General features: G+C 63.8%; 24 protein-coding genes and 1 pseudogene. 12 read left to right on the top strand and 13 right to left on the bottom strand.

What is annotated here, in order from left to right; genetic code table 11:
- Positions 1 to 2: 2 nt before the first annotated feature.
- Positions 3 to 479 carry an LEA/WHy family protein gene (locus tag KHO53_RS19675; protein WP_036994493.1) on the bottom strand — a complete coding sequence of 159 codons (477 nt, stop codon included), beginning with the start codon at positions 477 to 479 and terminating at the stop codon, positions 3 to 5.
- A gap of 135 nt (positions 480 to 614) precedes the next feature.
- On the opposite strand from KHO53_RS19675, the pseudogene KHO53_RS19680 reads away from it, so the two are divergent.
- From KHO53_RS19680 to KHO53_RS19690, 3 genes and pseudogenes are all read left to right on the top strand, one after another.
- Positions 615 to 1,118 (top strand): annotated as a pseudogene (locus KHO53_RS19680) (RNA polymerase sigma factor); the annotation flags it as partial.
- A 7-nt stretch (positions 1,119 to 1,125) separates the two neighbouring features.
- Complete coding sequence (locus KHO53_RS19685; protein WP_026001517.1) at positions 1,126 to 2,001, top strand: FecR family protein; 876 nt, start codon at positions 1,126 to 1,128, stop codon at positions 1,999 to 2,001.
- 199 nt (positions 2,002 to 2,200) lie between these two features.
- Positions 2,201 to 4,636 carry a TonB-dependent receptor gene (locus KHO53_RS19690; protein ID WP_213570688.1) on the top strand — a complete coding sequence of 812 codons (2,436 nt, stop codon included), beginning with the start codon at positions 2,201 to 2,203 and terminating at the stop codon, positions 4,634 to 4,636.
- A 1-nt stretch (position 4,637) separates the two neighbouring features.
- On the opposite strand, the gene KHO53_RS19695 is transcribed toward KHO53_RS19690, so the two are convergent.
- Positions 4,638 to 5,528 (bottom strand): LysR family transcriptional regulator, encoded by an 891-nt coding sequence (locus tag KHO53_RS19695; RefSeq protein WP_036994498.1) that lies wholly within the window; start codon positions 5,526 to 5,528, stop codon positions 4,638 to 4,640.
- Between the two features lie 100 nt (positions 5,529 to 5,628).
- Here KHO53_RS19695 and KHO53_RS19700 point away from each other — a divergent pair, with 100 nt between their 5' ends.
- The 6 genes from KHO53_RS19700 (at position 5,629) to KHO53_RS19725 (ending at position 11,217) form a co-directional block, all read left to right on the top strand.
- Positions 5,629 to 6,708: an extracellular solute-binding protein gene (locus tag KHO53_RS19700; RefSeq protein ID WP_213570689.1), complete on the top strand. Its 1,080-nt coding sequence runs from the start codon at positions 5,629 to 5,631 to the stop codon at positions 6,706 to 6,708.
- Between the two features lie 21 nt (positions 6,709 to 6,729).
- Positions 6,730 to 7,689 carry an agmatinase gene (gene speB / locus KHO53_RS19705; protein ID WP_100782864.1) on the top strand — a complete coding sequence of 320 codons (960 nt, stop codon included), beginning with the start codon at positions 6,730 to 6,732 and terminating at the stop codon, positions 7,687 to 7,689.
- Positions 7,690 to 7,814: 125 nt separating this feature from the next.
- Positions 7,815 to 8,135: a hypothetical protein gene (locus KHO53_RS19710; RefSeq protein ID WP_100782865.1), complete on the top strand. Its 321-nt coding sequence runs from the start codon at positions 7,815 to 7,817 to the stop codon at positions 8,133 to 8,135.
- A 30-nt stretch (positions 8,136 to 8,165) separates the two neighbouring features.
- A complete protein-coding gene (locus tag KHO53_RS19715; RefSeq protein WP_213570690.1) occupies positions 8,166 to 9,314 on the top strand; it encodes a PQQ-dependent sugar dehydrogenase in 1,149 nt (382 codons plus the stop codon).
- Between the two features lie 189 nt (positions 9,315 to 9,503).
- Positions 9,504 to 10,622, top strand: coding sequence for a cell division protein ZapE (zapE, locus tag KHO53_RS19720; RefSeq protein WP_213570691.1), 1,119 nt, complete (start codon positions 9,504 to 9,506; stop codon positions 10,620 to 10,622).
- Between the two features lie 10 nt (positions 10,623 to 10,632).
- Positions 10,633 to 11,217, top strand: coding sequence for a DinB family protein (locus tag KHO53_RS19725; RefSeq protein WP_010226559.1), 585 nt, complete (start codon positions 10,633 to 10,635; stop codon positions 11,215 to 11,217).
- Here KHO53_RS19725 and KHO53_RS19730 read toward each other — a convergent pair.
- The 4 genes from KHO53_RS19730 to KHO53_RS19745 are packed head-to-tail and all read right to left on the bottom strand — an operon-like array spanning position 11,214 to position 14,700.
- The gene (locus tag KHO53_RS19730; RefSeq protein ID WP_010226557.1) at positions 11,214 to 11,648 is read right to left on the bottom strand and encodes a YqaA family protein; all 435 of its coding nucleotides are present in this window, start codon (positions 11,646 to 11,648) and stop codon (positions 11,214 to 11,216) included. The genes KHO53_RS19725 and KHO53_RS19730 overlap by 4 nt on opposite strands.
- Positions 11,649 to 11,658: 10 nt before the next feature.
- Positions 11,659 to 12,087: a DUF411 domain-containing protein gene (locus tag KHO53_RS19735; RefSeq protein ID WP_010226555.1), complete on the bottom strand. Its 429-nt coding sequence runs from the start codon at positions 12,085 to 12,087 to the stop codon at positions 11,659 to 11,661.
- A 14-nt stretch (positions 12,088 to 12,101) separates the two neighbouring features.
- A complete protein-coding gene (locus KHO53_RS19740) occupies positions 12,102 to 12,998 on the bottom strand; it encodes a copper resistance protein B (protein ID WP_213570692.1) in 897 nt (298 codons plus the stop codon).
- Positions 12,991 to 14,700, bottom strand: a complete 1,710-nt coding sequence (locus tag KHO53_RS19745) for a copper resistance system multicopper oxidase (protein WP_010226551.1) — start codon at positions 14,698 to 14,700, stop codon at positions 12,991 to 12,993. Before KHO53_RS19745 ends, KHO53_RS19740 begins: the two co-directional genes overlap by 8 nt.
- A 175-nt stretch (positions 14,701 to 14,875) precedes the next feature.
- Between KHO53_RS19745 and KHO53_RS19750 the strand changes: the two genes are divergently transcribed.
- Both KHO53_RS19750 and KHO53_RS19755 read left to right on the top strand, forming a co-directional pair.
- Positions 14,876 to 16,033 (top strand): sterol desaturase family protein, encoded by a 1,158-nt coding sequence (locus KHO53_RS19750; protein WP_213570693.1) that lies wholly within the window; start codon positions 14,876 to 14,878, stop codon positions 16,031 to 16,033.
- Positions 16,034 to 16,094: 61 nt separating this feature from the next.
- Positions 16,095 to 16,841, top strand: coding sequence for an SDR family oxidoreductase (locus KHO53_RS19755; protein ID WP_213570694.1), 747 nt, complete (start codon positions 16,095 to 16,097; stop codon positions 16,839 to 16,841).
- Here the strand turns inward: KHO53_RS19755 and KHO53_RS19760 are convergent, their stop codons facing one another.
- From KHO53_RS19760 to KHO53_RS19780, 5 genes are all read right to left on the bottom strand, one after another.
- Positions 16,842 to 18,935, bottom strand: coding sequence for a hybrid sensor histidine kinase/response regulator (locus tag KHO53_RS19760; RefSeq protein WP_213570695.1), 2,094 nt, complete (start codon positions 18,933 to 18,935; stop codon positions 16,842 to 16,844). It abuts the gene before it with no gap.
- Between the two features lie 82 nt (positions 18,936 to 19,017).
- A complete protein-coding gene (locus KHO53_RS19765; protein ID WP_249684627.1) occupies positions 19,018 to 20,952 on the bottom strand; it encodes a PoNe immunity protein domain-containing protein in 1,935 nt (644 codons plus the stop codon).
- Positions 20,953 to 21,017: 65 nt separating this feature from the next.
- Positions 21,018 to 22,427 carry a GntR family transcriptional regulator MpaR gene (mapR, locus tag KHO53_RS19770; RefSeq protein ID WP_010226541.1) on the bottom strand — a complete coding sequence of 470 codons (1,410 nt, stop codon included), beginning with the start codon at positions 22,425 to 22,427 and terminating at the stop codon, positions 21,018 to 21,020.
- 41 nt (positions 22,428 to 22,468) lie between these two features.
- Positions 22,469 to 23,881, bottom strand: a complete 1,413-nt coding sequence (ccoG, locus tag KHO53_RS19775; RefSeq protein WP_010226540.1) for a cytochrome c oxidase accessory protein CcoG — start codon at positions 23,879 to 23,881, stop codon at positions 22,469 to 22,471.
- Between the two features lie 121 nt (positions 23,882 to 24,002).
- Positions 24,003 to 24,245: a DUF3203 family protein gene (locus tag KHO53_RS19780; protein WP_010226539.1), complete on the bottom strand. Its 243-nt coding sequence runs from the start codon at positions 24,243 to 24,245 to the stop codon at positions 24,003 to 24,005.
- 142 nt (positions 24,246 to 24,387) lie between these two features.
- On the opposite strand from KHO53_RS19780, the gene KHO53_RS19785 reads away from it, so the two are divergent.
- Positions 24,388 to 24,909 (top strand): MgtC/SapB family protein, encoded by a 522-nt coding sequence (locus KHO53_RS19785; protein ID WP_010226538.1) that lies wholly within the window; start codon positions 24,388 to 24,390, stop codon positions 24,907 to 24,909.
- Positions 24,910 to 25,447: 538 nt separating this feature from the next.
- Here the strand turns inward: KHO53_RS19785 and KHO53_RS19790 are convergent.
- Both KHO53_RS19790 and KHO53_RS19795 read right to left on the bottom strand, forming a co-directional pair.
- Positions 25,448 to 26,347 (bottom strand): hydroxymethylglutaryl-CoA lyase, encoded by a 900-nt coding sequence (locus KHO53_RS19790; RefSeq protein ID WP_010226536.1) that lies wholly within the window; start codon positions 26,345 to 26,347, stop codon positions 25,448 to 25,450.
- A 19-nt stretch (positions 26,348 to 26,366) separates the two neighbouring features.
- Positions 26,367 to 26,768 carry a MerR family transcriptional regulator gene (locus tag KHO53_RS19795; RefSeq protein ID WP_010226535.1) on the bottom strand — a complete coding sequence of 134 codons (402 nt, stop codon included), beginning with the start codon at positions 26,766 to 26,768 and terminating at the stop codon, positions 26,367 to 26,369.
- Positions 26,769 to 26,916: the final 148 nt, after the last annotated feature.

Consider the following 26,916-nt stretch of genomic DNA (forward strand, 5'->3'; position numbering starts at 1 on the left):
GGTTACCAGGGCGCACTGGCCGGTTGCGGCAGGTTGAGCCGGCCACTGTCGCTGAAGCGCCGGGTACCGAACGCGCCGCCGGCCAGCTTGCCGCGCACGGTGTACGGCAGGCCATCGAGGCTGCGCACCTGGCTCAGGCCCACGGCCTGGCGCAGCACCGAGAACGCGGTGATGCTCACTGGCACCACCAGCACGCCTTCGCTGAAGCGGCCGATGCGACCGCTTTGGTCGCTGACGCCTGCTGCCAACGGCTGGCCATTGACCTCAAGGTTAAGGGCGATGCCGTTGTAGTCGATCGCGGTTTCATTGGGGTTCTGCACGCGGATCTTCACCGCCATGCGCAGTTCCAGGTCCTGGCCTGGCAGGGGATCGATACCAATCACGCTGATGTTCACCGGGTCGCGGGGCTGGAACAGGGCGCAGGCATTCAGGCCGCCGATCAACAACAGGGCCAGGCACAAGCGTAGGCATCGGGTCACGGGCACAGCTCCAGAACAGGAGAACAGCCCCGAGTGTGACAAATGCACAGTGGCGTTGAAAGTAGTGTGACTTATGAAAGATACTTGTTCTCATTAACGCCCGATAATTTCTCTTACTGGCCCATCGAGTCCTTCATGTTGACGTCTCCCGTGTCCGGGCTGCTAGCGAGCTTCCAGGAACATTACGATGACCTGTTGCAGTTCCTGACCCGGCGTATGAGCGATCGGCAGCGGGCCGCCGACGTCGCCCAGGAAACCTACCTGAAACTGGTGAAGATCGAGCAGCAGGACCTGCCGGTGCTGCATGCACGCCGTTTCATCTTTCGCGTGGCCGGCAACCTGGCGATCGATACCCTGCGCCGCGAGCAACGCATGAGCAGCAGTCTCGACGACAGCGAAGTGGCGCGCCAGGTGCCGTGCCCGGCGCCAGCGCCGGAGGCGGCGTTGCTGGCCAGTGAACGCCTGGAGCAGCTCGATGAAGCCTTGCTGCAACTGTCGCCCAACGCCCGTCAGGCCTTGTTGCTCAACCGCGTCGAAGGCCTGACCCAGGCGCAGATCGCACAACGGCTGGGCGTTTCCGAGAGCATGGTGGCAAAATACATCGGCCAGGCCCTGCGCCATTGCCGCGACTGGCTCAAACACAATCATGACTGATGCTCATATGCCCGCGCCGCAGCCGATCAGCGATTTGTCCGATGATGCCCTCGACTGGCAGGTGCTGCTGCATTCGGGCAACGCCAGCGCCAGCGACCAACAACGCTACCGGCGCTGGTGCGCGCTGAGCCCGGCTCATGCCGAGGCCGCGAGTGAAGCCGAGGCGTTGTGGGCGGACCTCGGGCAGACCCGAGCGGCGGCTGAGGTCACGGTGACGGCGCCAGGCCGGCGGCGCTGGGGCTCGAAACTTGCCGCCTCGCTGGTGCTGGCGCTGCTCGGATACGGCGGCCTGCAACAGGCGCCGGCCTTGCTTGCCGACTACCACACCGGGGTTGGCCAGCAGCAGCGGATCACCCTGGTCGATGGCTCGCAGGTCACGCTCAATAGTGGCAGTGCCTTGTCGGTGGACTTCAGCAGTGGCGAGCGTCGCGTTGTGCTCAAGGCCGGTGAGGCCTTGTTCGAACCGGCCGCCGATCCACGGCCGTTCGTGGTCGATGCCGGGGCTGAACCCGTGCAGGGCAGTGCGGCGGTATTCAGCGTGCGCCGTGACGGTGTGCGCAACCGCGTGGTGGTTGCCCAGGGGCAGGCGCGGGTCGGCGGGCAGTGGCTGGAAACCTCGCCCGATGCTCGCGCGCAAACTGCCTGGCAGCGCGGCAAGTTGATCTTCAACGGCAAGCCGCTGCGGGAAGTGTTGGCCGAGCTTGAACGCTATCAGCACGGGCGCATCGTGCTGTCTGACCAGCAGCTGGCGGCGCTGCAGGTCAGCGGGGTGTTTGACCTGAATGACCCTGAAGGGTTGTTGCGCACCCTGGAGCAGCGCTATGCGCTGAAAGTTACCTACCTGCCCTGGCTGGCGGTGGTGTACTGACGGGCCTCATCGCTGGCAAGCCAGCTCCCACAGGTATTGCATGCACCGTACCTGTGGGAGCTGGCTTGCCAGCGATAGGGTCGTAACTGCGCAAAAAATATTTTCAAATTCCCACTGCAAGTTCTTCCCCGCCCAATCGTCGTAGTGAGACTGATCAGCAATCCATTCTCATTTACAACCATTTGCCTGGAAGAAAACAGTGAAGGGTCCGCTCAAGCCAATCGCCCGTTGCACCGGTTATTTCAAACATGCCCTGTTGGCCTCGACCGCCGTTGCCGCGTTGCTCGGCACCCTGCAGGTGCACGCCGGCGAAGTGCTAAAAGCTGCCGGCACCCAGCAGGAACGTGAAGTATCCCTGGACCTGCCAGCGCAGAACCTCGACCAGGCCCTGACGGCCTTCGCCGACCAGGCCGGCCTGCATTTGCTGTTCACCAGCCAGGACGTGGCCGGCCGCCAAAGCCCGGCACTCAAGGGGCACTACAGCATCGCCCAGGCCCTGCAAAGCCTGCTGGCCGGCAGCGGCATGAGCTGGCAGTTCAGCGAGCAGAACACGGTGATTCTGCGCAAGAGCGCGGCGGCGCCAAGTGTCAGCCTCAAGCCTATCGAAGTCAGCGTCGCCTCGCGTACCAGCACCTCGATCAGTGAAATCCCCGGTACCGTCTGGGTGGTCGACCAGCAGCAACTGCGCGAGCAGATCGACAGCGGCGTCAGCCTCAAGGAAGCCATCGGCAAGCTGGTCCCGGGCCTGGACCTGGCGCCGGAAGGGCGGACCAACTACGGCCAGAACATGCGCGGGCGCAACGTGCTGGTGATGATCGACGGCGTCAGCCAGAACAGCTCACGTGGCCTGTCGCGCCAGTTCGACAGCATCTCGCCGTTCAACGTCGAGCGCGTCGAGGTGCTCTCCGGCGCCAGCGCCCTCTACGGCGGCGGCGCCACCGGCGGGATCATCAACATCGTCACCAAGAAGGGCGAGGCGGGCGCGGCGCGCTTTGAAACCCGGTTGGGCGCCAGCAGCGGCTTCAACAACAGCGACGACCTGTCGACCCGCATCGCCCAGTCGATCAGCGGCGGCAACGAGCGTATCAATGCGCGCCTGGGCGTATCCGCCGAGCAGAACGAGGCGTTCTACGATGGCGCCGGCGAGCAGATCTTCATTGACAACACCCAGACCGACTTGCAGTACAACCGCACCATCGACGTGCTCGGCAGCCTGGGTCTTAGGCTCAACGACGAGCAGAGCCTCGACCTGCTGGCCCAGTACTACGACTCGGGCAACCATGGCAGCACCGGTATCTACTTCCCCAACCTCAACTACAACGGCCCTTCGGACCTGGAAGACGCCGAGCTGCGCGGTGGTTACTCAACCGACCTTGAGCCGCGCACCAAGCGCCTGTTGTTCAACGCCAATTACCACCACAGCGATGTGCTCGGCCAGGACTTCTACCTGCAGGCCTCGTACCGCAAGGAAGACGACAACTTCTATCCGTTCCCGTATTACAACGCCGGCAAGCCGGCAGGTTCCAAGGGCGTGTACTTTGCCGCCTCGCAGCAGAACTTCGAGGTCAGCAGCCTCAAGGCGCTGTTTGCCAAGCAGTGGGACAGCCTCAAGCTGACCTACGGTGTGGACCTGGACCGCGAGCGCTTCAACGCCGAGCAGACCACCTTCGATGCCCGGACCTCCTCCGCAAGCGGCGGTCTGGACCTGGATCAAGCCAGCAAGGCGGCGCGCTACCCCAGCTACCGGGTCGATGGCCTCTCGGCCTACGCCCAGCTGGACTGGAAGGCAACCGACAACCTGAGCGTTTCCGGCGGCGCCCGTCGCCAGCAGATGGACGTCGATGTCGGCGACTTCAAGAACGTCCCCGGCGGTAACAACGACTACCAGGTCAACCTGTTCAACCTTGGCGCCATCTACGACTTCAAGAACGGTCACCAGCTCTGGAGCAACTACGGCGAAGGTTTCGACCTGCCAGACCCGGCCAAGTACTACGGCAAGCCTGGCCTGAGCGTTGAAGACAACCCGCTGGCCGGGATCAAGAGCCGCCAGGTGGAACTGGGCTGGCGCTACGCCGACCTGGACTGGGATGCCCAGGCGGCGGTGTACTACATCTGGTCGGACAAGATCATCACCACCGACATGGCCACTTTGACCATCAACGTCGAAGACCAGAAAAGCCGTGACTTCGGTTTTGAAGGCGCGCTGGCCCGCCACTTCGAAAGCGGCTGGGAAGCCGGCAGCACCCTGCACCTGGTGCGCTCGGAAGAGCAAGACAAGGAGGGCGACTGGATCAAGCGCGATGCCCGTTATGCTTCGCTGTCCAAGTCCACCGCCTTCGTTGGCTGGAAGGGCGATGGCCAAAGTGCCCGCTTGCAGGCCAACCACGCCTTCACCCTCAAGGACGATGCCGAGCACAAGATCAGCGGCTACACCACCTTCGACCTGCTGGGTAGCCAGGACACTGGTTTCGGGACCTTCAGCGCCGGTATCCAGAACCTGCTCGACAAGCAGTACAGCACCGTCTGGGGCCAGCGTGCGACGCTGTTCTACTCGCCGACCTATGGCCCGGCCTACCTCTACGATTATCAAGGCCGTGGCCGCACCTACACCCTGACCTGGTCGCTGGCCTACTGAGTCAGGCGAAGGCGGCCAACAGGTCGGCGGCAAAGGCCTGCTGGGCATCGCTGGGCACCTGGGCGCGGTGGCGCACCAGCACGAACGGCACGGCGAAATCCAGCGCCGGGTCCAGGCCCTGCAGCAGGCCACGCGCGACCCAGGGGTCGGCATAGTGGCAGGGCAGGTAACCGATGTGCCGGCCGGAGAGGATGAAGGTCAGCGCGCCCTCGACCTGTTCGGAACGAGCGGTGCCACTGGTGCCGTCAAAGGGCTCCTGGCGACTCTGGAAACGGTAGGGGTGTTCGACCTGGTCGGCCTGTTGCAGCGCCTCCAGGCTCACGTCAAGCTGGCCAGCCAGCGGATGATGGCTGGCGCAATACAGGCGCTGGTTTTCCTCGAATAACGGGGTGTAATCGAACGCTGCCTGCTTGCCGGAAAAATAGCCGATGGCCAGGTCCAGGCGCTGCTGCAAAAGCTGGCGCTCAAGGTCTGCCGGCATGGCGCTGACCAGCTCCAGGCGCACCGACTCGTCACGCTGGCGAAAACGCTCGATGGCCCGCGCCAGGCGCAAGGTCACGCTGCTCTCCTGGGCTTCGGAAATGCCGATGCGCACCTCGCCGAGCAAACGCCCAGCCACGCCATTGGCCTGATGGCGAAACGCGTCGATCTGCACCAGCAGTTCGCGGGTGGCCTTGAGCAGCACTTCACCCTTGGCGGTCAGGCCAAAGCCGCCCTTGCCGCGACTGCACAAGCGATACCCCAGGCGGGTTTCCAGGCGCGCCATCTGCTGGCTGATACTCGGCTGGCTCAGGCCCAGCACGCCCTGGGCGGCGCTGAAGCCACCGGCCTCGACTACAGTGACGAACAGCCGCAGCAGGTGCAGGTCGAGGTCGTGCAGTTGTCCCAACATCAAACATTGCTCCTGATGAATGTCAGGTTAATTGACTTGCCATTTTAGTAATGTAACCCGGCAGGCATGCTGGCGGCATCCACTGACAAAGGTGCCCGACATGCGTACATCCCTGTGGTTGTTGTCCCTGGCTTTGGCCTTGCCGGTGCAGGCCGAGGAAAAAGTCCTCAACCTGTACAGCTGGGCCGATTACGTCGCCCCCGAGACCTTGCAGCGTTTCGAGCAGGAAACCGGCTACAAGGTGCGCTACGACACCTTCGACACCACCGAAGTGCTGGAAACCAGGTTGCTCACCGGTGGCAGTGGCTATGACGTTGTCGTGCCGTCCGCCAGCCTGCTGGCCCGCGCCCTGGCTGCAGGCGCCTTGCAGCCGCTACAAGCCCAGGCCATGCCCGGTTACAGCAACCTCGACCATGACCTGCTGGCCAAGCTCGCCGAGGTTGACCCCGGTAACCGGTACGCCGTGCCTTACACCTGGGGCACCCTGGGCCTGGGCATGAACCTTGAAGCGGTGCGCCAGCGGCTGGGCGATGCACCGCTGGACAGCCTCGACCTGCTGTTCAAGCCCGAGTACGCCAGCAAGCTCAAGGATTGCGGGATTGCCATGTCCGACTCGCCCCAGGAGGTGATTGGCGTAGCCTTGAATTACCTGGGCAAGGATCCCTACAGTCGCGACAAAAACGACCTGGCGGCCGCCCAGGCGCTGCTCAAGCAATTGCAGCCATCGATCAGCTATGTCGCCAACGGCCGGCAGATCAACGACCTGGCCAACGGCAGCGTGTGCCTGGCCCTGACCTACAACGGTGATGCCGCCATGGCTGCCGATCAGGCGCAAAGGGCCGGCAAGCCGTACCAGGTGATCTATCGCATTCCCCGCGAAGGCACGCTGATCTGGCAGGACAACCTGGTCATGCCCAAGGACGCCCCGCACCCGGACGCCGCCCGCGCCTTCATCGCCTTCATGTTGCGTCCCGACTCGGTGGCGCCGTTGACCAACACGCTGTTCTTCGCCAATGCCAACCAGGCGGCCACGCCCCTGGTGGACGAGGCGGTGCGCAGCGACCCGGACATCTACCCCTCGGCCGAAGTGCGCGCGCGGCTGTTTGCCGACCGCAGCATGAGCCTGGCCGACATGCGCCAGCGCACCCGCCTGTGGACCACCTTCCGTAGCCGCCAGTAACAACAGACCAGGAGCCCGACCATGGACCTCGCCCCCGACAACGACCAGGCCATCACCCGCGACAGCCTGTACGGCACCATCGCCGAAAACACCTTTGCCGGTATCACCAGTTTCTCCCGCCGTCGCTACAGCCGCGACCTGCGCGGTGTCGATGTGGTGGTCAGCGGCGTGCCATTCGACACCGCCACCAGCAACCGCCCGGGCGCGCGCTTCGGGCCACGGGCGATTCGTGCCGCATCGGTGCAGCAGGCCTGGGCCCGGCACTGGCCGTGGGAGTTCGACCCGTTCGATCACCTGGCCGTGATCGACTACGGCGACTGCAACTTCGATTACGGCAGCCCGCATACCGTGCCGCACAGCATCCAGGCCCATGCCGAGCAGATGCTCGAAGCCGGCTGTGCCATGCTCACCCTGGGCGGTGATCACTTCATCAGCTACCCGTTGCTCAAGGCTCATGCTCGCAAGCACGGGCCGCTGGCGCTGATCCACTTCGATGCCCACAGCGACACCTGGCCGGACGAGGAGGGCCAGCGTGTCGATCACGGCACCATGTTCTGGCATGCCGCCCGCGAAGGCCTGGTGGACCCGGCGCGCTCGGTGCAGATCGGCCTGCGCACCACCAATGACGAGACCCAGGGCTTTGCCGTGCTCGACGCCCGTCAGGTGCATCAACGCGGTACCCAGGCGATCATCGAGGCGATCCGCCAGCGGGTCGGCGATCAGCCGGTGTACCTGACCTTTGACATTGACTGCCTGGACCCTGCGTACGCCCCAGGTACCGGCACCCCGGTGTGTGGCGGTCTGACCACGGTGCAGGCCCTGGAAATCCTCGGCGGGCTGCGCGGTATCAACCTGGTGGGCATGGACCTGGTGGAAGTCGCGCCGGCCTACGACCATGCCGATATTACTGCCCTGGCCGGCGCGACCCTGGCCATGGAGATGCTCTGCCTGTATGCCGCCCGGCATAAGGTCGATGGCTGATCCGGTAACAAAATGAATCACCTGCGGGGCAAATTGAGGTTTCCCGGCGAACCTGTCGCGCCTTAGGCTATCCAACGCTTGGGCGCGCTGGTTTTCGGCGCCGCGTGGTGCCGGAGGTGAATAGCGTGAACCGATCCCTGTCGGGCCTGGCAATGGCCCTGCTCTTGAGCTCGCCGCTGCAGGCGGCGCCCGCTGCCGGGCCGTTGCAGCTGGCGGCCAGCAGCAACAACCCCTACAACAGCCCGATCATGCGCGCCAACCCCAACAGTCGCCAGGGCAGCGTGCCGGCCACGCCGCCCGTGCGCGGCCCTTCGACCCAGCCCAATCCGCGCCCGCCTACCCTTGAGAACCGCGGTATCGGCAATGGCGAGAACATCCGCCGCGAACAGACCACCCCGCGCCTGGAGCCCAGCCGGCCGCCGCGCGAACCTGCGCGTACGCCCTGAGTAACAGGCCCTCCCTGGAAGGAATCGCTGATGTCCCCACGCACCTGGCTACCCACCCTGATGACCGCGGCGCTGTTGCCGCTGCTGGCCCATGCCGCGCCCGAGCGCGATTTCAACAGCGAGGAGGGCAGCGTCAAGGTCAGCACCCTCGCCGAGGGCCTGCGCAACCCCTGGGCCATGGCGTTCTTGCCGGACGGCCAGGGCATCCTGGTGAGCGAGCGGGCCGGCAACCTGCGCATGGTCAGCCCCGAAGGCAAGGTCGGGCCCCCTCTGGGCGGGGTCCCCGAGGTGTGGGCCGAGGGCCAGGGCGGCTTGCTCGATGTGCTGCTGTCGCCGACCTTCAAGCAGGACCGCATGGTCTACCTGTCCTATGCCGAAGGTGGCGGGGACGGCGGCACGGCCGGCACCGCGGTGGGCCGCGGGCGCTTGTCCCGCGACAACGCCAAGCTTGAAGACTTCAACGTGATCTTCCGCCAGCAACCCAAGCTCTCCAGCGGTAACCATTTTGGCTCGCGCCTGGTGTTCGACCGCGATGGCTACCTGTTCATTGCCCTGGGCGAGAACAACCAGCGGCCGACCTCGCAGGACCTGGACAAACTGCAAGGCAAGGTGGTGCGCATCCTGCCGGATGGTATGGTGCCCAAGGACAACCCGTTTGTCGGTCGCGACAACGTGCGCCCGGAAATCTGGTCGTTCGGCCACCGCAACCAGCAGGGCGCAGCGCTCAACCCGTGGACCGGCGAGCTGTGGACCCACGAGCACGGGCCCCGTGGCGGCGATGAAATCAACATCCCCAAACCTGGCAAGAACTATGGCTGGCCGATCGCCACCCACGGCATCAACTATTCGCTGATGCCGATTCCGGAGGCCAAGGGCGAGCACGTCGATGGCATGGTCGACCCGCACCATGTCTGGGAAAAGTCCCCGGCCATCAGCGGCATGGCGTTTTACGACAACCCGCGTTTCAAACCCTGGGATCACAGCCTGTTCATCGGCGCGCTGGCGGCCCAGGAGCTGATTCGCCTGGAGCTCAAGGGTGACAAGGTGGTGCATGAGGAGCGCCTGCTGGGTGAGCTCAAGGCGCGCATTCGTGATGTGCGGGTGGGGCCGGATGGATACCTGTATCTGCTGACCGATGAGCGTGATGGGGCTTTGCTCAAAGTCGGGCTGGATTTGTAGAGCGGTTTGCCCGAACCCTGTGGGAGCTGGCTTGCCTGCGATCGAGCGCGCAGCGGTCGTAATCCAGGCGCCTGCTGATGTGCAGGCTGTACTGGCCCCATCGCTGGCAAGCCAGCTCCCACAGGATGCAGGCTTGCCCCATACTGCGCTGCAGCCGCAGAATGCCCCCTTTTGCGATGGACGCCACGCATGTCCTGCTTCACCGAACAGTCCCCACTGACCCTCTACCAGCAGGCCATAGCCAGCCAGGGCTTTGTCAGCGACCCGGCCCAGTTGCAGGCCGCCAGCGCCCTGCAAACCTGCTTCGCGGCCCTGCAGCGTGGCGAGACCCCGCAGGGGGTCTACCTCTGGGGGCCGGTCGGGCGCGGCAAGACCTGGCTCATGGATCAGTTCCACGCCTGCCTGCAGGTACCGGCCCGGCGCCAGCACTTTCACCACTTCATGCGCTGGGTGCATCAACGCCTGTTCCAGCTCAACGGCACGGCCGAGCCGTTGCGGGCCCTGGCCTTGTCCCTGGCCGAAGAGATCCGCGTGCTGTGTTTTGACGAGCTGTTCGTCAATGACATCGGCGATGCGATCATTCTCGGTGGTCTGTTCCAGGTCCTGTTCGAGGCAGGGGTGGTGATCGTGGCCACGTCCAACCAGCCGCCCGAGCAGCTCTACAGCGACGGTTTCAACCGCGAGCGCTTCCTGCCGGCGATTGCCGCCATCGAGCAGCATATGCAGGTGGTCGCCGTAGCAGGGGAGCAGGACCATCGCCTGCATCCGGGCGCGGCGCAGCAACGCTACTGGGTACGCGACAACGGCCGGCCCAGTGCCCTTGAGCAGGTCTTCGCCCAGTTGCGTGGTGATCAAGCGAGCGCTGGCCAGCCGCTGCAGATCGGCTCGCGCAGCTTGAACGTGGTGCAACGCTGCGACCGCGTGCTCTGGTGTCGCTACGCCGACCTCTGTGAGCAACCCTTTGCCGCCATGGATTTCATGGCCTTGTGCGACAGTTTCCAGGCCATCCTGCTGGGCGAGGTGCCGGCCCTCGGCGCCCGCCAGCGCCCGGCGAAGATTGCCCGCGGCACCGAAGACGGCGCCCAGCGGGTGGTGGCCGGGGACCGCGAACTGCCGCAACTGTCGGTGCAAGACGACAGCGTACGGCGCTTCATCGCCCTGGTCGATGAATGCTATGACCGGCGCATCGCCTTGTACCTGGAAGCCGAAGTAGCGCTTGAAGCGCTCTACACTCAAGGGTATCTGGAGTTCCCGTTCCGGCGTACGCTCAGCCGCTTGCGGGAGATGCAACTGCAACGCTTCTGCTGAGGAATCGATAATGACCGAGCCTCTCTCGCATCACCTGCTGACCATGGCTTACCAGAATGGCTGGGCCAACCACAGGGTGTACAAGGCCTGCAGGCAACTGAGCCAGGATGAGTTCGTCGCCCCGCGGGCGAGTTTCTTCCCGTCGATCAAGGCCACCCTCAACCACCTCCTCACCGTCGACTGGTTTTACCTGCAGGCCCTGGAGTGCGAGCAGCGCGGCGAAGCGCCCGACCCGGACAGCCAGCGCTTCTTCGAGCCCGAGGAACCCTATGCCACCTGCCTGGAGCTGCACGCCGAGCAGGTGCAGGCCGACCACCGGCTGATCGCCTACTGCCGCCAGTTGCGTGACGACCAGTTACACCGCTACGTGAACATCGTGCGCCCCGACTGGGTGCAGCGCGAGCAACGCCTGCGCCTGCTGTCGCACCTGTTCGAGCACCAGATCCACCACCGTGGCCAGGTGCACGCGATGCTGTACGACACCTCGGTGCGACCGCCGCAGCTGGACGAGTTTTTTTGTGAGGATGAAGCGCACCTGCGCGCCCAGGACTTCGCCGAGCTGGGCTGGACCGAGGCGCAGATCTGGGGGCGCTAGTGCTGCATCCAGCCCAGGGTCAGCAGCGCCAGGACCAGGTAACGGCCGGCTTTGGCGACAGTGACGAGCATGACAAAGCGCCAGAACGGCTCGCGCATGATCCCGGCAATCAGCGTCAGGGGGTCGCCGATCACCGGCATCCAGCTCAGCAGCAGGGACCACTGGCCGTAGCGCTGGTAGCGTTGCTGGGCCTTTTCCAGCTGCTCGGGCTTGAACGCAAACCAGCGCTTGTCACGCAGGTGTTCGATGCCACGGCCCAGCAGCCAGTTGACGATTGAACCGAGGACATTACCGGCGGTGGCGATCAGCAGCAGGCTGACCAGCGCCTCGGGCTCGCGCAGCAGCAGGCCGACCAGCACGGCTTCCGATTGCAGCGGCAGCAAGGTCGCGGCGCCGAAGGCGCTGAGAAACAGCGCCCAGTAACTGAGCATCAGGGCCGGATCAGTAGTTGGCGACCACTTCGTCCTTGCCCTCGGCGGTCAGGCCGATGACCTGGTAGGCGTCCTTGTGGTCACCCATTTCCATGCCCGGCGAGCCCATGGGCATGCCCGGTACGGCCAGGCCCTTGAGGTCCGGGCGCTTGGCCAACAGCTTGATCTGTTCGGCCGGTACATGGCCTTCGACGAATTTGCCGTCGATCACCCCGGTATGGCAGGAAGCCAGGCGCGGCTCGACGCCCAGGCGCTGCTTGACTGCGCTCATGTTTGGCTCGACATGGTCGTTGACCGTGTAGCCGTTGTCCTGCAGGTGCTTGATCCATTGCTTGCAGCAGCCGCAGTTGGGGTCGCGGTACACGTCGATGGTTTGCCCGGCCTGGGCCAGGGTGCTCAAGGCCAGCAGGCCGAAGGCGACAATTTTTTTGCTCAGCATGTACTTCTCCACTTCTAGAAACGCAGGCGAACCCCGGCGACCAGGCGGGTCTGGCCGATATCGCCGTGCTCATCACGGATCTGTTCGGCGTTGTTGCCGTAGGCCCGGTTGAAGCTGATGCCCAGGTACGGGGCAAAGCCGCGGGTGATTTCGTAGCGCAGGCGCAGGCCGATCTCGCTGTCGGCAAGGCCGCTGCCCTGGTCCCGTGTCGCGTCGTTGCGGCCATAGAAGTTGGCCTCAAGCGACGGTTCGAGGATCCAGCGATTGCTCAGCAGGATAGCGTAACTGCTCTCCAGGCGCAGCGCGGTTTGCTGGCGCTCGCCAGCGTACAAGGTGGCCTCCAGCTCCAGGCCGTACAGTGGCGTGCCCTGGATGCCGAAGGCGGCCCAGGTCTGGCCACTGGCCGGTTTGAAGTCCTGGCGCAGGCCGCCGACCAGTTCCCACCAAGGGCTGATGGCATGGCCCCAGAGCGCCTGCAGCTCGGCCTTGTGGGTCACGCCCCGTTCGCGTTCGCCTTCAGTGCGCAGCCACAGGCGGTCGATGTCGCCGCCGATCCAGGCGTTGGCGTTCCAGTTCAGGGCACTGCTGCTGTCAAAGTTCTGGTATTCCAGTTGCTCGACGATCACCGCCCAGTTGCTCTGCCGGTCGTGGACCTGATGGCCGGGCAGGGGCGGGAAGGCGGCCTGGCGGTCGGCGTCGGTAATCGGCCTTAGTGGTGTACGTGGCGTCTGCGGCATCATGCCGTGGTTCATGCCCTGGTGGTTCATGTTCTGCGCGGGCATGCCTTGATGGTTCATGGCGCCGTGGCCCATGGCGGCGTGATCCATGGCCTCGGCGCGCGCCTCTTCACTGGCCAGCAAGGCCAGCAGGGCGAAGCCGCCGAGCAGCGGTCGCAAGATCGGCTCATTCATCGACGCGTACCTCGCGGAACATGCCCATCTCCATGTGATAGAGCAGGTGGCAGTGATAGGCCCAGCGCCCCAGGGCGTCGGCGCTGACCCGGTAGCTGCGCCGGCTGCCCGGGGGGATGTCGAGGGTGTGCTTGCGCACCTGGAAGCGCCCGTGTTCGTCCTCCAGGTCGCTCCACAAGCCATGCAGGTGGATCGGGTGGGCCATCATCGTGTCGTTGACCAGAGTGATGCGCAGGCGCTCGCCATAGGTCAGGCGCAGCGGCTCGGCGTCGGAGAACTTGATGCCATTGAACGACCAGGCAAAGCGCTCCATGTGCCCGGTCAGGTGCAGTTCGATCTCCCGTGACGGCTCGCGGCCATCGGGGTCGGCGAAAGTGCTCTTCAGGTCGGCGTAGGTCAGCACCCGACGGCCGTTGTTGCGCAGGCCGATGCCCGGGTCGGCGAGGTTGGGCTTGGGGCTCATGGTCTGCATGTCGACCAGCGGGTTGCCGCTTTCGCTGGCCGGGTGCTGTTGCATGCCGGCCATCATCGAGTGGTCCATGCCGGCCATCTGGCTGTGGTCCATGGCGCCCATGTCCGCCATGGCGCCGTGGCCCATATCGGCCATCGACAGGATCGGCCGCGGGTCCGGTTCCGGTACTTCGGCGCTGAGGCCGTTGCGGCGGGCCAGGGTGCCACGGGCATAGCCGCTGCGGTCCATGCTCTGGGCATAGAGGGTGTAGGCGGGCAGGTCACCGACCCGCACCAGCACGTCGTAGGTCTCGGCCACGGCGATGCGCAACTCGTCGACCTCGACCGGTTGCACCGGTTGGCCGTCGGCGGCAATCACGGTGAGCTTCAGGCCCGGAATGCGAAAGTCGAAGTAGCTCATGGCCGAACCGTTGATCAGGCGCAGGCGCACGGTGTCGCCGGGCTCGAACAGGCAGGTGAAGTTGCCGTCTGGCGGCTGGCCGTTGAGCAGGTAGGTGTAGGTGGCGGCGCTGATGTCGGCAAGGTCGGTAGGGCTCATGCGCATGGCTGCCCAGGCCTTGCGCTCGGTGACGGTTTGCTGCCAGCCGTTGCTGGCGACATCGTCGATGAAGTCGCCAACGGTGCGCTTGTGGTAATTGAAGGCATCCGACTGCTTTTTCAGGGTCGCCATCAGCTCACCGGGGGCCTGGTCGCTCCAGTCGCTGAGCAACAGCACGTAGTCGCGCTGATAGCGATGGGGTTCGGGCACCTTGGGCTCGATGACAATGGCGCCATAGACTCCGGCCTGCTCCTGCAAGCCGGAATGGCTGTGGTACCAGTAGGTACCGCTCTGCTCCAGGGTAAAGCGGTACAGGTACTCGCCACCGGGCTCGATGCCGGCAAAGCTCAGGCCCGGCACGCCATCCATGTTGGCCGGGAGGATGATCCCGTGCCAGTGCAGCGAGGTCGGCTCGCCCAGGCGGTTGCGCACCCGCAGGGTCACCGTGTCGCCTTGCCGCCAACGCAGGGTCGGGCCGGGCAGGCTGTTGTTGATGGTCAGGGCCGTGCGCGAGCGGCCAGTGATGTTCACCGGCGTCTGACCGATGAACAGCTCGAAGTGCTGGCCGCTCAGTTCATTGCTGAACACCGCAGGTGCGGCAAACGCCGGCAGGCGCCAGAGGCCGAGGCCGGCCAGGGCGCTGCCGGCGGCAAAGCCCTTGACGAAGGTTCGGCGGGTCGGGTGTCGAAGCATAGGGTGCCATTCCAGGGGCGGGGATGACACGACCTTAGCCAGCGCTGACTGTCAGTAAACTGAGCAGTGGATTACAGATTTGTCAGTTGCCGGTGCAGGTGGCGGTTCACTGGCGGCCGCAGGTCGGTATACTCCGCGCCGCACGGAGCCCATCACCATCAAGGAACAGCGATTCATGCAGGCAATCAAGGCCTATTTCAAACGCCACGGCCACGACCCCTTCAAGCTTGGCGAAGGGCGCATCAGTGGTTACATCTCGGCTGCCCTGGGGCTGCTCAGCCTGCTGGCGGTGCTGTGTTTCCTGTTTCCGCAGTGGCTGACCTTTGCCGAGTTCCGCAAGGTCTACAGCGTGCACTTCGCCCGCACCGTACTGCTGATCGGGCTGATCCTGGCCTTTGCCCTGGGCACCCTGAACATCCTCCTCAACAAGCGCAAGCGCCTGGGCTTCACCGGCATCAGCGCAGCGGGGCTGGCGATGTTTCTGGGCGGTACCAACATCCAGACCGAAGTCATTGGCCAGACCCCGTACTCGCTGGGCCTGGACTGGTTCGTGCTGGCGCTGCTGGTGTCGGCGGTGATCTTCATCCCGCTGGAAAAGCTCTACGCCAAGGACCCGCAGCAGAACATCCTGCGCCCGCACTGGCGCACCGACCTCAGTTACTTTTTCGTCAGCCACATGCTGGTGCAGTTCATCCTTATTTTCGTCACCGCCTCATCCAGCTGGCTGGCCGCCTGGGTAGTGTCCGATACCCTGCAGGCCAAGGTGCAAAGCCTGCCGATCGTGGTGCAGTTTCTGCTCGCGGTGTTTGTCGCCGACCTCGGCCAGTACTGGCTGCACCGCCTGTATCACGTGGTGCCGTGGATGTGGCGCTTTCATGCGGTGCACCACTCGAGCACGCACATGGACTGGCTGGCCGGTTCGCGTATCCACTTCTGCGAGATTCTCCTGACCCGCACCGGGGTGCTGGCGCCCTTGATCCTGCTGGGCTTCTCGCCCCAGGCGATGAACGCCTATGTGATCCTGGTCGGCGTGCAGGCGGTACTGGCCCACGCCAACGTGCGTATCGATGGCGGCTGGCTCAACTACTTGCTGGTGTTGCCGCGTTATCACCACTGGCACCACGCCCGGCACAAGGATTACATTTACAAGAACTACGCGATCCACACACCGCTGGTGGACATACTGTTCGGCACCTTCAAGCTGCCACCCAAGGAATGGCCGGCGCGTTATGGTGTGTTCGGCAAGGACCTGCCAGACGGCATCGTTAGCCAGCACCTGTACCCACTACGCAAGGCCGAGCCCAAGGCGCCGCCACCGCCACCGGCTGCCTGAAGCGGCTTTGTGCCCGGCCCCTGACTGCGTTAGCCTTGAGGGGTCAACGCAAGGAGTATCCATGGACAAGGTTATCGTGATCACTGGCGCCAGCCGCGGCATTGGCGCCGCCACCGCGCGCCTGGCCGCACGCGTCGGTTACCGTATCTGCATCAACTACCTGACCGATGACGAGGCTGCCCAGCGGGTGCTGGCCGAGGTCCGCGAGCTGGGCGCCGAAGCCATCGCGGTCAAGGCCGATGTCAGTGTCGAGGATGAGATCATCCAGCTGTTTCTGCGCGTGGATGCCGAGCTCGGGCCGGTCACCGCACTGGTCAACAATGCCGGCACCATCGGCCAGAAGAGCCGGGTCGAGGAAGTGTCGGAGTTTCGCCTGCTCAAGCTGATGAAAACCAACGTGGTCGGGCCGATGCTGTGCGCCAAGCATGCGCTGCAGCGCATGTCGACCCGCCATGGCGGGCAGGGCGGCAGCATCGTCAACGTTTCATCGGTAGCGGCACGGCTGGGTTCGCCCAACGAGTACGTCGACTATGCCGCCTCCAAGGGGGCGCTGGACACCTTCACGCTGGGCCTGGCCAAGGAAGTTGCGGGTGAAGGTGTGCGGGTCAATGCCGTGCGCCCGGGTTACATCTTCACCGACTTCCATGCGCTCAGCGGCGACCCGGATCGGGTCAGCAAGCTGGCGCCGGGCATTCCCATGGGCCGGGGCGGGCAGGCAGAAGAAGTGGCCGAGGCGATTCTTTGGCTGCTGTCAGACAAAGCCTCTTACTCCACTGGCAGTTTCCTTGACCTGGGGGGTGGGCGCTGATCAGCCGATCATCTCCTCGATACGCTGGGCCAGGGTATCGAGGCTGAACGGCTTGCTCAGCACCCGGGTAGTCGGCTCGAACACACCGCCGCCCAGCACCGCCTGTTCGGCGTAGCCGGTGATGAACAGCACTTTCAATCCGGGCCGCAACTGGCGGGCGGCCGCCACCAGTTGTTGGCCGTTCATGCCGCCGGGCATGCCGACATCGCTGATCAACAGGTCAATGGCCGCGCCGTTTTGCAGTGCCGCCAAGGCGCTGTGGCCGTCGCCGAATTCGATTTTGGTGTAACCCAGGTCGCTGAGTACCTCGCCCACCAGCATGCGAATGGTTGCTTCATCATCGACCAGCATCACCGTCATGTCGCGCAGTTCACGCGGCGTGCGGGCAACCGGCAGCGGCTCGCTGGCGGGTAAACTGGCGCTGTCCAGGCGCGGCAGGTACAGGTGCACGCTGGTGCCCTGGCCAGGCTCCGAATAGACCCGCACCTGGCCACCGGACTGACGCACGAAACCATAGACCATCGACAGCCCCAGGCCCGTACCCTGGCCCACCGGCTTGGTGGTGAAGAACGGGTCGAAGGCGCGTGCCAGCACTTGCGGCGACATGCCTCTGCCGTTATCGCTGACGCTCAGGGCCAGGTAGTCACCGGGGGGCAGGTCCAGGTGCGCGGCGATCTGGTCATCGGCCTGCAGATGGCGGGTTTCGATGGTGATCCGGCCACCGCCCGGCATGGCGTCGCGGGCATTGATACAGAGGTTGAGCAGGGCGTTTTCCAGTTGCGATGAATCGATGCTGGCCCGGCAGGTAGCGCTGGCGGTAAACAACTCGATCTCGATATGCGGGCCGACGCTACGGCGGATCAGTTCGGTCATGCCGCTGACCAGGCGGTTGACATCGATGGTGCGCGGTTCCAGGGTCTGGCGCCGGGAGAAGGCCAGCAACCGGTGGACCAGGGACGCTGCGCGGTTGCACACGTCCTGGGCGGTGCGCAGGTAGGGATCGATATGCTGGTGACGGCCGCGCCCGATCAGGTTGCGCGACAGCTCCAGGGAACCGCTGATACCGGTCAGCAGGTTGTTGAAGTCATGGGCGATGCCGCCGGTGAGCTGGCCTACCGCTTCCATTTTCTGCGCCTGGCGCAAGGCCTCTTCGGTCTTGCGCAGGCGTTTTTGCTCACGGATCCGCTCGCTGATGTCGTAGGCGAACAGGTAAGCGCCGATCAACTGCCCGTGCGGGTCATGCAGCGGGCTGAAACGCAGTTCGTAGTGGCGGTGCTGGTCGCCTGCGCCAAACTCGGCAATCTCGACGAACGCTTCACCTTTGAGCGCCCGTGTCCAGAGCAGCAGGCCGCGGGCGCAGTCCTCGGGATGCTTGGCCATTTGATCAGGCAAGCTGTCGCCGACGCTCGGCGTCAGGCCGAAAAGCCGCTGGAACTCATCGCGGGCAGCGCGGTTGATAGCCAGCCAGCGCATGTCCAGATCCACCACCTGGATCTGCGCCAGGGTGGCTTCGACCACATCGGTGAGGATCTTGCGTTCTGCCACCGCCTGGGCAACCCGTTGTTCCAGCTCCTGGTTGAGACGCCTGAGGGCGGATTCGGCGCGCTTGCGTGCAGTCACATCCTGGAACAGCACTGCGACCTGCTTGCGACTGGCCGGCTCCATGCGAAAGGCGCAGATATCCAAGTGGCGGCCGGTGGCCACCAGTTCTTGCTCAAAGCGGATCGGGTTGCCGCTGTGCAGCACCGGACCGTAGCGGGCAATCCAGCCTTCGGCCTCATCGGGGACCAGCTGCCGCAGGGTTTGGCCTACCACGTTGTCGATCCCGGCATGCTTGGCGTAGGCGGCGTTGGCTTCGATGTGGATATAGTCGCTGAGCGGGCCGTGGGGGCCGTCGAAGAATTCGATGATGCAAAAGCCTTCGTCCATGGCCTCGAACAGAAAGCGGTAGCGCTGCTGGGTGTCGGCCAGGGCCTGATTGTCTGGTTCATGGCCTGCGCCGTTGCGCTCGGCCAGCTGTACTTTGAGCAGATTGTTTTGCTGCTGCAACTGCTCAAGTTGCTGGCGAAGGGACTGCAGTTCGTTCGACGACATGCGCGTGTTCCGACCTGGGGACTGCGGCAAATGTAGCGTCCCGCGCAGCACTCAACAACTGCGCGGCTGCAGGTCGGGCGGATCAATGGCCGTGGTAGCGAGCGCTGGCCCATTCCCACCAGAGGGCGTTCAGTTCGCAGTACGGTGCAATCCGCCCGGTGGTTTCGGCATACAGGTCGTCCCGGTCGAGTTTCGAGGGGATGAAACCCAGGCTGCGCAGGTCTCGGTCGATCAGCGCTGCACTGCTGTCCAGCGCCTTGATCGGCTGGCGTTGGTAGGGGCGCGGGTCTTCACCGTAATACACCTTGGCCGGGCCGAAGGGTACGCCCTCAAGGCGGATATGACCGAGGTTGTTCAAATGGCCTTCAGCAATGCTGCCGTCGGCGAAGATCACCTTGTAGGCCGCGCCGGGAACCCCGCCCAGCTTGCCGTCGTCCAGGCTCAGCTCCAGCCAGTTGCTGGTGGCCGCCGGGTTGATCTGCTCCCGGCTGAGCTTGCCGGCATCGGTGGCCGCCGGATGGGTACTGACCGTACCGTGCTCGCGCAGGCTATCGACGCGCCGCGACTGCGGTTTGCTGGTTTGCGCCGGGATGCGCAGGCTGCTGCCCGAAGCCTCGGCAGAGCTATTACGCTGCACCGCAAGCCACGGCATCAGGCGTTCGTCGATGCGTTCGATCAGATCGTCCAGGTGTTCACCGGCCTGCTCCAGGTCGCTCAGCACCAGCGCCTGGCGTTGCTCATCGAGTGCCAGGAAGGTCGCACTGGCACATACCGCCATGATGATCTGCGCAAGCTCTGCACGCAGCACCTCGGCATTCAGGCTTTCTTCAAGCAGGGCATCCGGGCTGGTCTTCAGTTTGCAGTTGAGCAGCACATGGCGCAGCAAATCGTAAAGCTGCTCGGCGTGTTTTTTCGGGTCGCGATTGACCAGGCGCAGCACCCGCTTGAGCCCGTGGCCGGGGCCGGGTACCCAGCCGAGCAGGGCCAGGGCCAGGTCGAAATAGGCGTCGTCCTGCTCCTGAGCGTCGCCAGCAAGGTTCAGGGCCAGGATCGCCTCGACCGTGTCATAGGTGTTAAGGGCCTGGGCCAGGTGCGGGATGTTGCCGGCGTCGATGGCATCGGACAGGGTCACGCCGGCAGCCTTGATGTCGTAGGCGAAGTCATCGTCGCTGTCTTCGTCGTCCTCTTCGTCGATAACTTCTTCGTCCTCCTGCGGGTCTTCAGCGTCGCCCAGGCACTCCCAGCGTATGGCTTGGTAAACCGGCAGTTTGCGGGCGTGTTCGAGCAAGTCATGGGGGAAGATCACGTGCAGCAGTGCGCGGGTATCGATGCCGTAAAGCAGGGCCACGGCTGCGGCCTCGAACGACCAGTAGCCAACGTAGCCGCTTATATCGTCGCCATGGGTGTCGTACCAGCTGGCGTGCAGGAAGTGTTCGTACCATTGCTCGCAGTAGCCCTGCAGGCGGCTGGCCGCTTGCTCGGGGCTGGTGGCATAGATGGTTTGCACCAACGGCGTGGCGTAATCCTGGTACCACTCATCGACATCGTAACGGTCGGGCAGTATCCGGCTCAGCAGGTCTTCATAGAGGGTGTCTTGTTCGGCGTAGCCGCCGTTGTCCATCAGCGCGACGAAGCGTTCGAGCAGGTCGTGGCGGCCGAGCAGGATGCACAGGCTGATGACCTGCATGCATTCGTGATGCTCTTCGACATCGTCCAGATTCAGCGGGGCGACGTCTGGCGCCTCGGTGTAGACGGCCATCTTGTGTTGCAGCTGTTGGTACTCATCGATCAGCACCGCAAGCAAGGCGGGCAGGGTGTCGATAGAGACGCCAGCGGTGTAGCTGATCAGCACGTGGTCAAAGGCCCAGCCTTTCGTATGCCGGGCGCGGAACACTGCTTCCTGTTCATCGGAGTTGGCCTGCAGGCGATTGTCCTGCAAGAATGCCCGGGACTCCTGGTAGTTTTCCAGGAAGCGTTGGTAACGCTGCGGCGTAAGAAAATGCTGTCGCTTGTACATCTCATCCATCCCTGGGCGTTCGAGCGCGCAGGGTGCAGCAAGCGCGCTCGAAGTTCAACCGCCGCTCAGAACGAACGGACGATTTTGCCCAGGGTCTCCATGGCCTTTTCCGATTGCTCGGTCCAGGGGCTGCCATAGTTGAGGCGGATGCAGTTGCGAAAGCGCCGGGTCGGCGAAAAAATCGGCCCCGGGGCGATGCTGATGCCCTGGGCCAGGGCCATCTGGAACAGCTTGAGCGAGTCCATTTGCTCGGGCAGCTCCAGCCACAGGAAGTAACCGCCAGCTGGATGGCTGACCCGGGTCTGTGGCGGGAAATACCGGGCAATGGCCGCGAGCATCGCCGCCTGTTGTTCCTCCAGGGCGTAGCGCAGCCTGCGCAGGTGGCGGTCGTAGCCGCCGTGCTGCAGGTAGTCGGCAATCGCTGCCTGGGCCGGCATCGAGGCGCACAGCGAGGTCATCAGCTTCAGTCGTTCGATCTTCTGCGCATAACGCCCGGCGGCCACCCAGCCGATCCGGTAGCCGGGGGCCAGGCTCTTGGCGAACGAGCCGCAGTGCATCACCAGGCCGTCGGTGTCGAAGGCCTTGGCTGGTTTCGGTGCCTGCTGGGCGTAGTACAGCTCGGCGTAGACGTCGTCTTCGATCAACGGCACCTGATGCTCGCGCAAGAGCTCCACAAGCTGCTGTTTCTTCTCCTCCGGCATGCTTGCGCCTACCGGGTTCTGGAAGTTGGTCATGCACCACACGGCCTTGACCGGGTGCTTGGCCAGGGTCTGGGCCAGCACCCCGAGGTCGATGCCTTCGCGCGGGTGCACGGGGATTTCCACCGCCTTGAGCTTGAGCCGCTCGAGGATTTGCAGGCAGGCATAAAAAGCCGGTGCCTCGATGGCCACCAGGTCGCCCGGCTCGGTCACCGCCTGCAGGCACAGGTTCAGGGCCTCCAGTGCGCCGTTGGTGATCAGCAGTTCTTCCATGGGCAGCATCAGGCCGCCGACCATGTAGCGCAGGGCAATCTGCCGGCGCAGTTGCGGGTTGCCCGGCGACAGGTCGGTGACCACCATGCGCGGGTCCATCTCGCGGCTGGCGCTGGCCATGGAGCGGGCCAGGCGCGGCAGCGGGAACAGGTTGGGGCTGGGGAACGCCGAGCCGAAGGCCACGGTTTGCGGGTCCTTGATCGAGTCGAGAATCGAGAACACCAGCTCGCTGACATCCACCTCGGTGGACTCGCTGGCTTGCTCGATGATCTGCGGCTCGCTGAACTGACGCGGCGCGTGGGCGTTGACGAAGTAGCCCGAGCGCGGCCGCGCGCGGATCAGCCCGCGGCGCTCCAGCAGGTAATAGGCCTGGAACACCGTGGACGGGCTGACGCCGTGGGTCTGGCTGGCGTATCGCACCGACGGCACGCGCTGGCCGGGGCCCAGGACCCCGGAGCGAATCAGTTCGGCAATGTCGTCGGCGAATTTCTCGTAGCGTTTCATCATGGCTCGAAAGGTTTCGGATGCTCGGGCAGTGTATGGGATCAGCGGTTCAAAGGCGCGACAAAACGGCTGTGGGCGACGCTGCGGATGCCCGGTTCGTCGGTGTCGACCAGTTCGAAGCTGATGTCCTGGGAGCTGCTTTGCGGACGGTCGGCCAACATCGCCACCGACACCGGCAAGTCGCTCATTTCCCCGGCTGCCAGGCTGAACTCGGTCTTGCCGTGCAGTTCGAAGCCTTCGGCATCGAGCAGGCGCAGGCGATAGTGCTGGGCTTGCTGGGTCTTGTTGATGACCTTGAGGGTGTAGATGTTCTCGATTTGCCCGGCATTGTTCTCGCGGAACAGGCCACGGTCCTTGATCACGTCCATCGACACCATCGGCCGCTGCTGCAGGGCGATGACCAGGGCGCCGATCATTACCACCAGGGCGGTGACGTAACCGAGCAGGCGCGGCCGCAGCCAGTTGGTGGTGCCGCCTTGCAGGGTGTGTTCGGACTTGTAGCCGACCAGGCCGCGGGCGTAGCCCATCTTGTCCATGATCGAATCACAGGCATCGATACAGGCAGCGCAACCAATGCACTCCATCTGCAGGCCGTCACGGATGTCGATACCGGTCGGGCAGACCTGCACGCACATATGGCAATCGATGCAATCGCCCAGGCCTTTGGCCTTGTGGTCGACTTCCTTTTTGCGCGGGCCGCGGGACTCGCCACGGGCCGGGTCGTAGGCGACGGTCAGGGTGTCCTTGTCGAACATCACGCTCTGGAAACGCGCATACGGGCACATGTGCATGCACACCGCTTCACGCAGCCAGCCGGCGTTGATGTAGGTGGCGCCGGTGAAGAACAGAATCCAGAACAGGCTGACACCGCCCAGTTGCAGGGTGAACAGTTCCTCGGCCAGCGGGCGGATCGGGGTGAAATAGCCGACGAAGGTCAGCCCGGTGAGCAGGCTGATGCCCAGCCACAAGGTGTGCTTGGCCGAGCGCCGGGCCAGTTTGTTCAGGCTCCACGGCGCGGCATCCAGCTTGATGCGCTGGTTGCGTTCACCTTCGGTGACCTTTTCGCACCACATGAAGATCCAGGTCCAGGAACTCTGTGGGCAGGTATAGCCACACCAGACTCGGCCGGCGAACACGGTGATGGCAAACAGGCCGAAGGCGCAGATGATCAGCAAGGCCGAGAGCAGGATGAAATCCTGTGGCCAGAAAGTGGCGCCGAAAATGTGGAACTTGCTATCGGCCAAGTCCCAAAGCACGGCCTGACGACCGTCCCAGTTCAACCAGACGGTGCCGAAGAACAGCAAAAACAGAAAACCCGCACCCGCCAGGCGCAGGTTACGAAACAAGCCGGTGAAACTACGGGTGTGGATCTGTCTGTCGCTGCTGGCAGGCTTCTTCTTGAAAGTGGAAGGCTCAGCAATTTCAACGATCTGGACGGGAATTCTATCGCTCATGGTTCGTCGCTCATCAGGCCTCGATCAGGCCAGAGCACTATGGCGCCCCATCTGTTTGCATAACAGGCTCAGCTATTTCGATAAAAACCGTATCAGATTTTCCGTAAAAAGCCTGCAGGCCTCAGATTATCGAGCCCTCCTCGGTGCTCTTGAGGTGCCTGCGACCATCCACCGCACCCGCTACAGTCAGGGCGTCGGCTTCTTGTTCAGTGATCGGTACGCGTTCGCCGTTGAGCTCGGCAACCGACATGCGCAGGGCTTCGTCGGTGACGATCCGCACCTGCGTGGCTTCGCCCTCGATGCGTGCGTTGTGATCGCCGATCAGGGTGCAGCGCTGGTTGGTCTGGTCAATTTCAATAGGCATGGCCGCTTCCTCGTTGCTGGGGTCCTATGTTTGGGACCGCGCGAGCGCACGGGATGCTGGCGGCAACCGATCAGCGGTCAGTGGCGCACTTGCAGGTGCGGCCGTTGTCCATCGAATAATCCCTCCTGCACGGACAAAGCCCATGGACGCCTGGTGGCATCAAGTCTGGATTACCCTGGTGGCGGAGTTTGCCGACATCACCGATGCCAAGCAGCTTACCCAGGTGACAGTGCGCCTGGTCATGGCCGCGCTGCTGGGTGCCATTCTCGGCTTTGAGCGCGAGCTCAAGGGCAAGGCCGCCGGGGTACGCACCCATATGCTGGTGGCCCTCGGCGCGGCGCTGTTCGTACTGGTGCCGCGCATGGCCGGGGCCGACGATGCGGCATTGAGCCGGGTGGTGCAGGGGATCGTCGCCGGGATCGGTTTTCTTGGCGCCGGGACCATTCTCAAGGGGCACGACCAGGACGTCAGCAATGTCAAAGGCCTGACCACCGCGGCGGGCCTGTGGATGACAGCGGCGATCGGCGTGGCAGCGGGCATGGGGCGTGAAGCTACGGCGGTGATCAGCACCGTGCTGGCCTTGCTGGTATTGGGGGTGATGCCGTTGGTGGTCAATCGCTTTGAGAAGGACGAGGACGAAAACGGCGAGGGCGGGAAGCACTGAGGGGAGCCTAAGCTCCCCTCAAAGATTGTTGCGTGCTCTCATTTTTGTTATTGGAGGGCGGCCTATTGTTGTTTTTGGTGACCGTTGCCTCTGCATCACTGGCGATCCCCATCCGGGATCAAGAGCAAACGTATTTTTTTGAGCGCTGATCTACCTTCATCATTGCTGATCCAACCGTGACCTGCGCTACCTTGGGGTAGTTTTATTGTTTTGTGTCCGGTTGCGGGGCAAGCCCCTGGAAAGCACATCCTCTCCAAAAAAATCTGTTAGCTGCGCCTCTGTCGTGTTGTTCTTGTTATGTCAGAGTCGTTTCGTCTTATTTTTATTGGGTATGTCGCACTTTTTATTGTTCTTGTACCTGAGATATAGCAGGTGCCGTGCCAACTTTTTAAAACCCAATAAAATCAATGGCTTGAAGGTTTTATCAAAAAACGGTCCCGGGAAATTCTGTCGATTTGTTTCCGTGTTACCCGGAATTTCCCTGAAAAGTGCGGGCGCGGTAACACCCAGGGGGTGATTGGGCTGTTACCGCCTGTGTTCAGCGTGCGTTCCGCGCGCGTGCCACCCGCGAACCGGTGGTACGGCCGAGTACCGCACTGATACGCAAGCCCGCGGCAATCAAGCGCTCCAGGTCGATACCGGTGTCGATGCCCAGGCCCTGGAGCATGTACAGCACGTCTTCGCTGGCAACGTTACCGCTGGCGCCTTTGGCATAGGGGCAGCCGCCGAGGCCCGCAACAGAGCTGTCGAACACGCTGATGCCTTCGAGCAGGCTGGCATAGACGTTGGCCAGGGCCTGGCCATAGGTGTCATGAAAGTGCCCGGCCAGTTGCTCGCGTGGCACCTGGGCGCCGACCACTTCGAACAGGCGCCGGGTGGCCCCGGGGGTACCGGTGCCGATGGTGTCGCCCAGCGACACTTCATAGCAGCCCATGTCGTGCAGCTCGCGGGCCACCGGGGCGACCTGCTCGGCGCTGATCGTGCCTTCATAGGGGCAACCCAGCACGCAGGACACATAACCGCGCACCCGCACCCCGTGTTGACGCGCCGCTGCCATGATCGGCGCGAAGCGCTGCAGGCTGTCGCTGATCGAGCAGTTGATGTTGCGCTGGGAAAACGCCTCGGACGCCGCCGCGAACACGGCCACCTCCTTGACCCCGGCTGCCAGCGCATCTTCGAAACCGCGCAGGTTCGGCGCCAGGGCTGCGTAGGTCACGCCACTGTGTTGCTGGATATTGGCGAACACCTCGGCGGAACCGGCCATCTGCGGCACCCACTTGGGCGAAACGAAGCTACCCACCTCGATGTAAGACAGGCCGGCGGCGCTCAGGTCATCGACCAGCCGGACCTTGTCGGCCACGCTGATGGGCTGGGCTTCGTTCTGCAGGCCGTCGCGCGGGCCGACTTCGACCAGGCGGACTTTTTCAGGCAATGACATGGGCAGGGTTCCTCAGGGCTCAATGGCTGTTTTTCTGGTTGTTCAGGGTCGCGGCCAGGGCTTGCTCGCAGCGTTCCTCGGCTGTATCCAGCTCCAGTTGCATCTGCTGGATGTCGAGCAGTTGCTGTTCGAGTTGGGCACGGCGTTCGGCGATCTTCGCCAGCATGCTGTGCAACTGCTTCAGGTTGCCGCTGGAAGGGTCATAGAGCTCGATCAGCTCACGGCATTCGGCCAGGGAAAAGCCAATGCGCTTGCCGCGCAGAATCAGCTTCAGGCTGACCTTGTCGCGGGCCGAGTAGACCCGTTCCAGGCCTCGGCGTTCCGGGCTGAGCAGGCCCTGTTCTTCATAGAAGCGGATCGCCCGGGTGGTAATGTCCAGCTCGCGGGACAGGTCGGAAATGCTGTAGGTCTGGCTGCTCATTGCTTGGCTCGGTAAAAGGGCATGGAGCTAAGCTAATTGCAGGTTGACGTATACGTCAAGCAGGGATTGGCAGGGCTATGCCCTGCATCGCCGGTAACGCCGGCTTGTGTCTTGAGGTAGGAATAGAATCAGAAGTGAGAGCGGTGAA

Source organism: Pseudomonas sp. RC2C2, assembly GCF_018390435.1.
Classification (GTDB): Bacteria; Pseudomonadota; Gammaproteobacteria; order Pseudomonadales; family Pseudomonadaceae; genus Aquipseudomonas; species Aquipseudomonas donghuensis.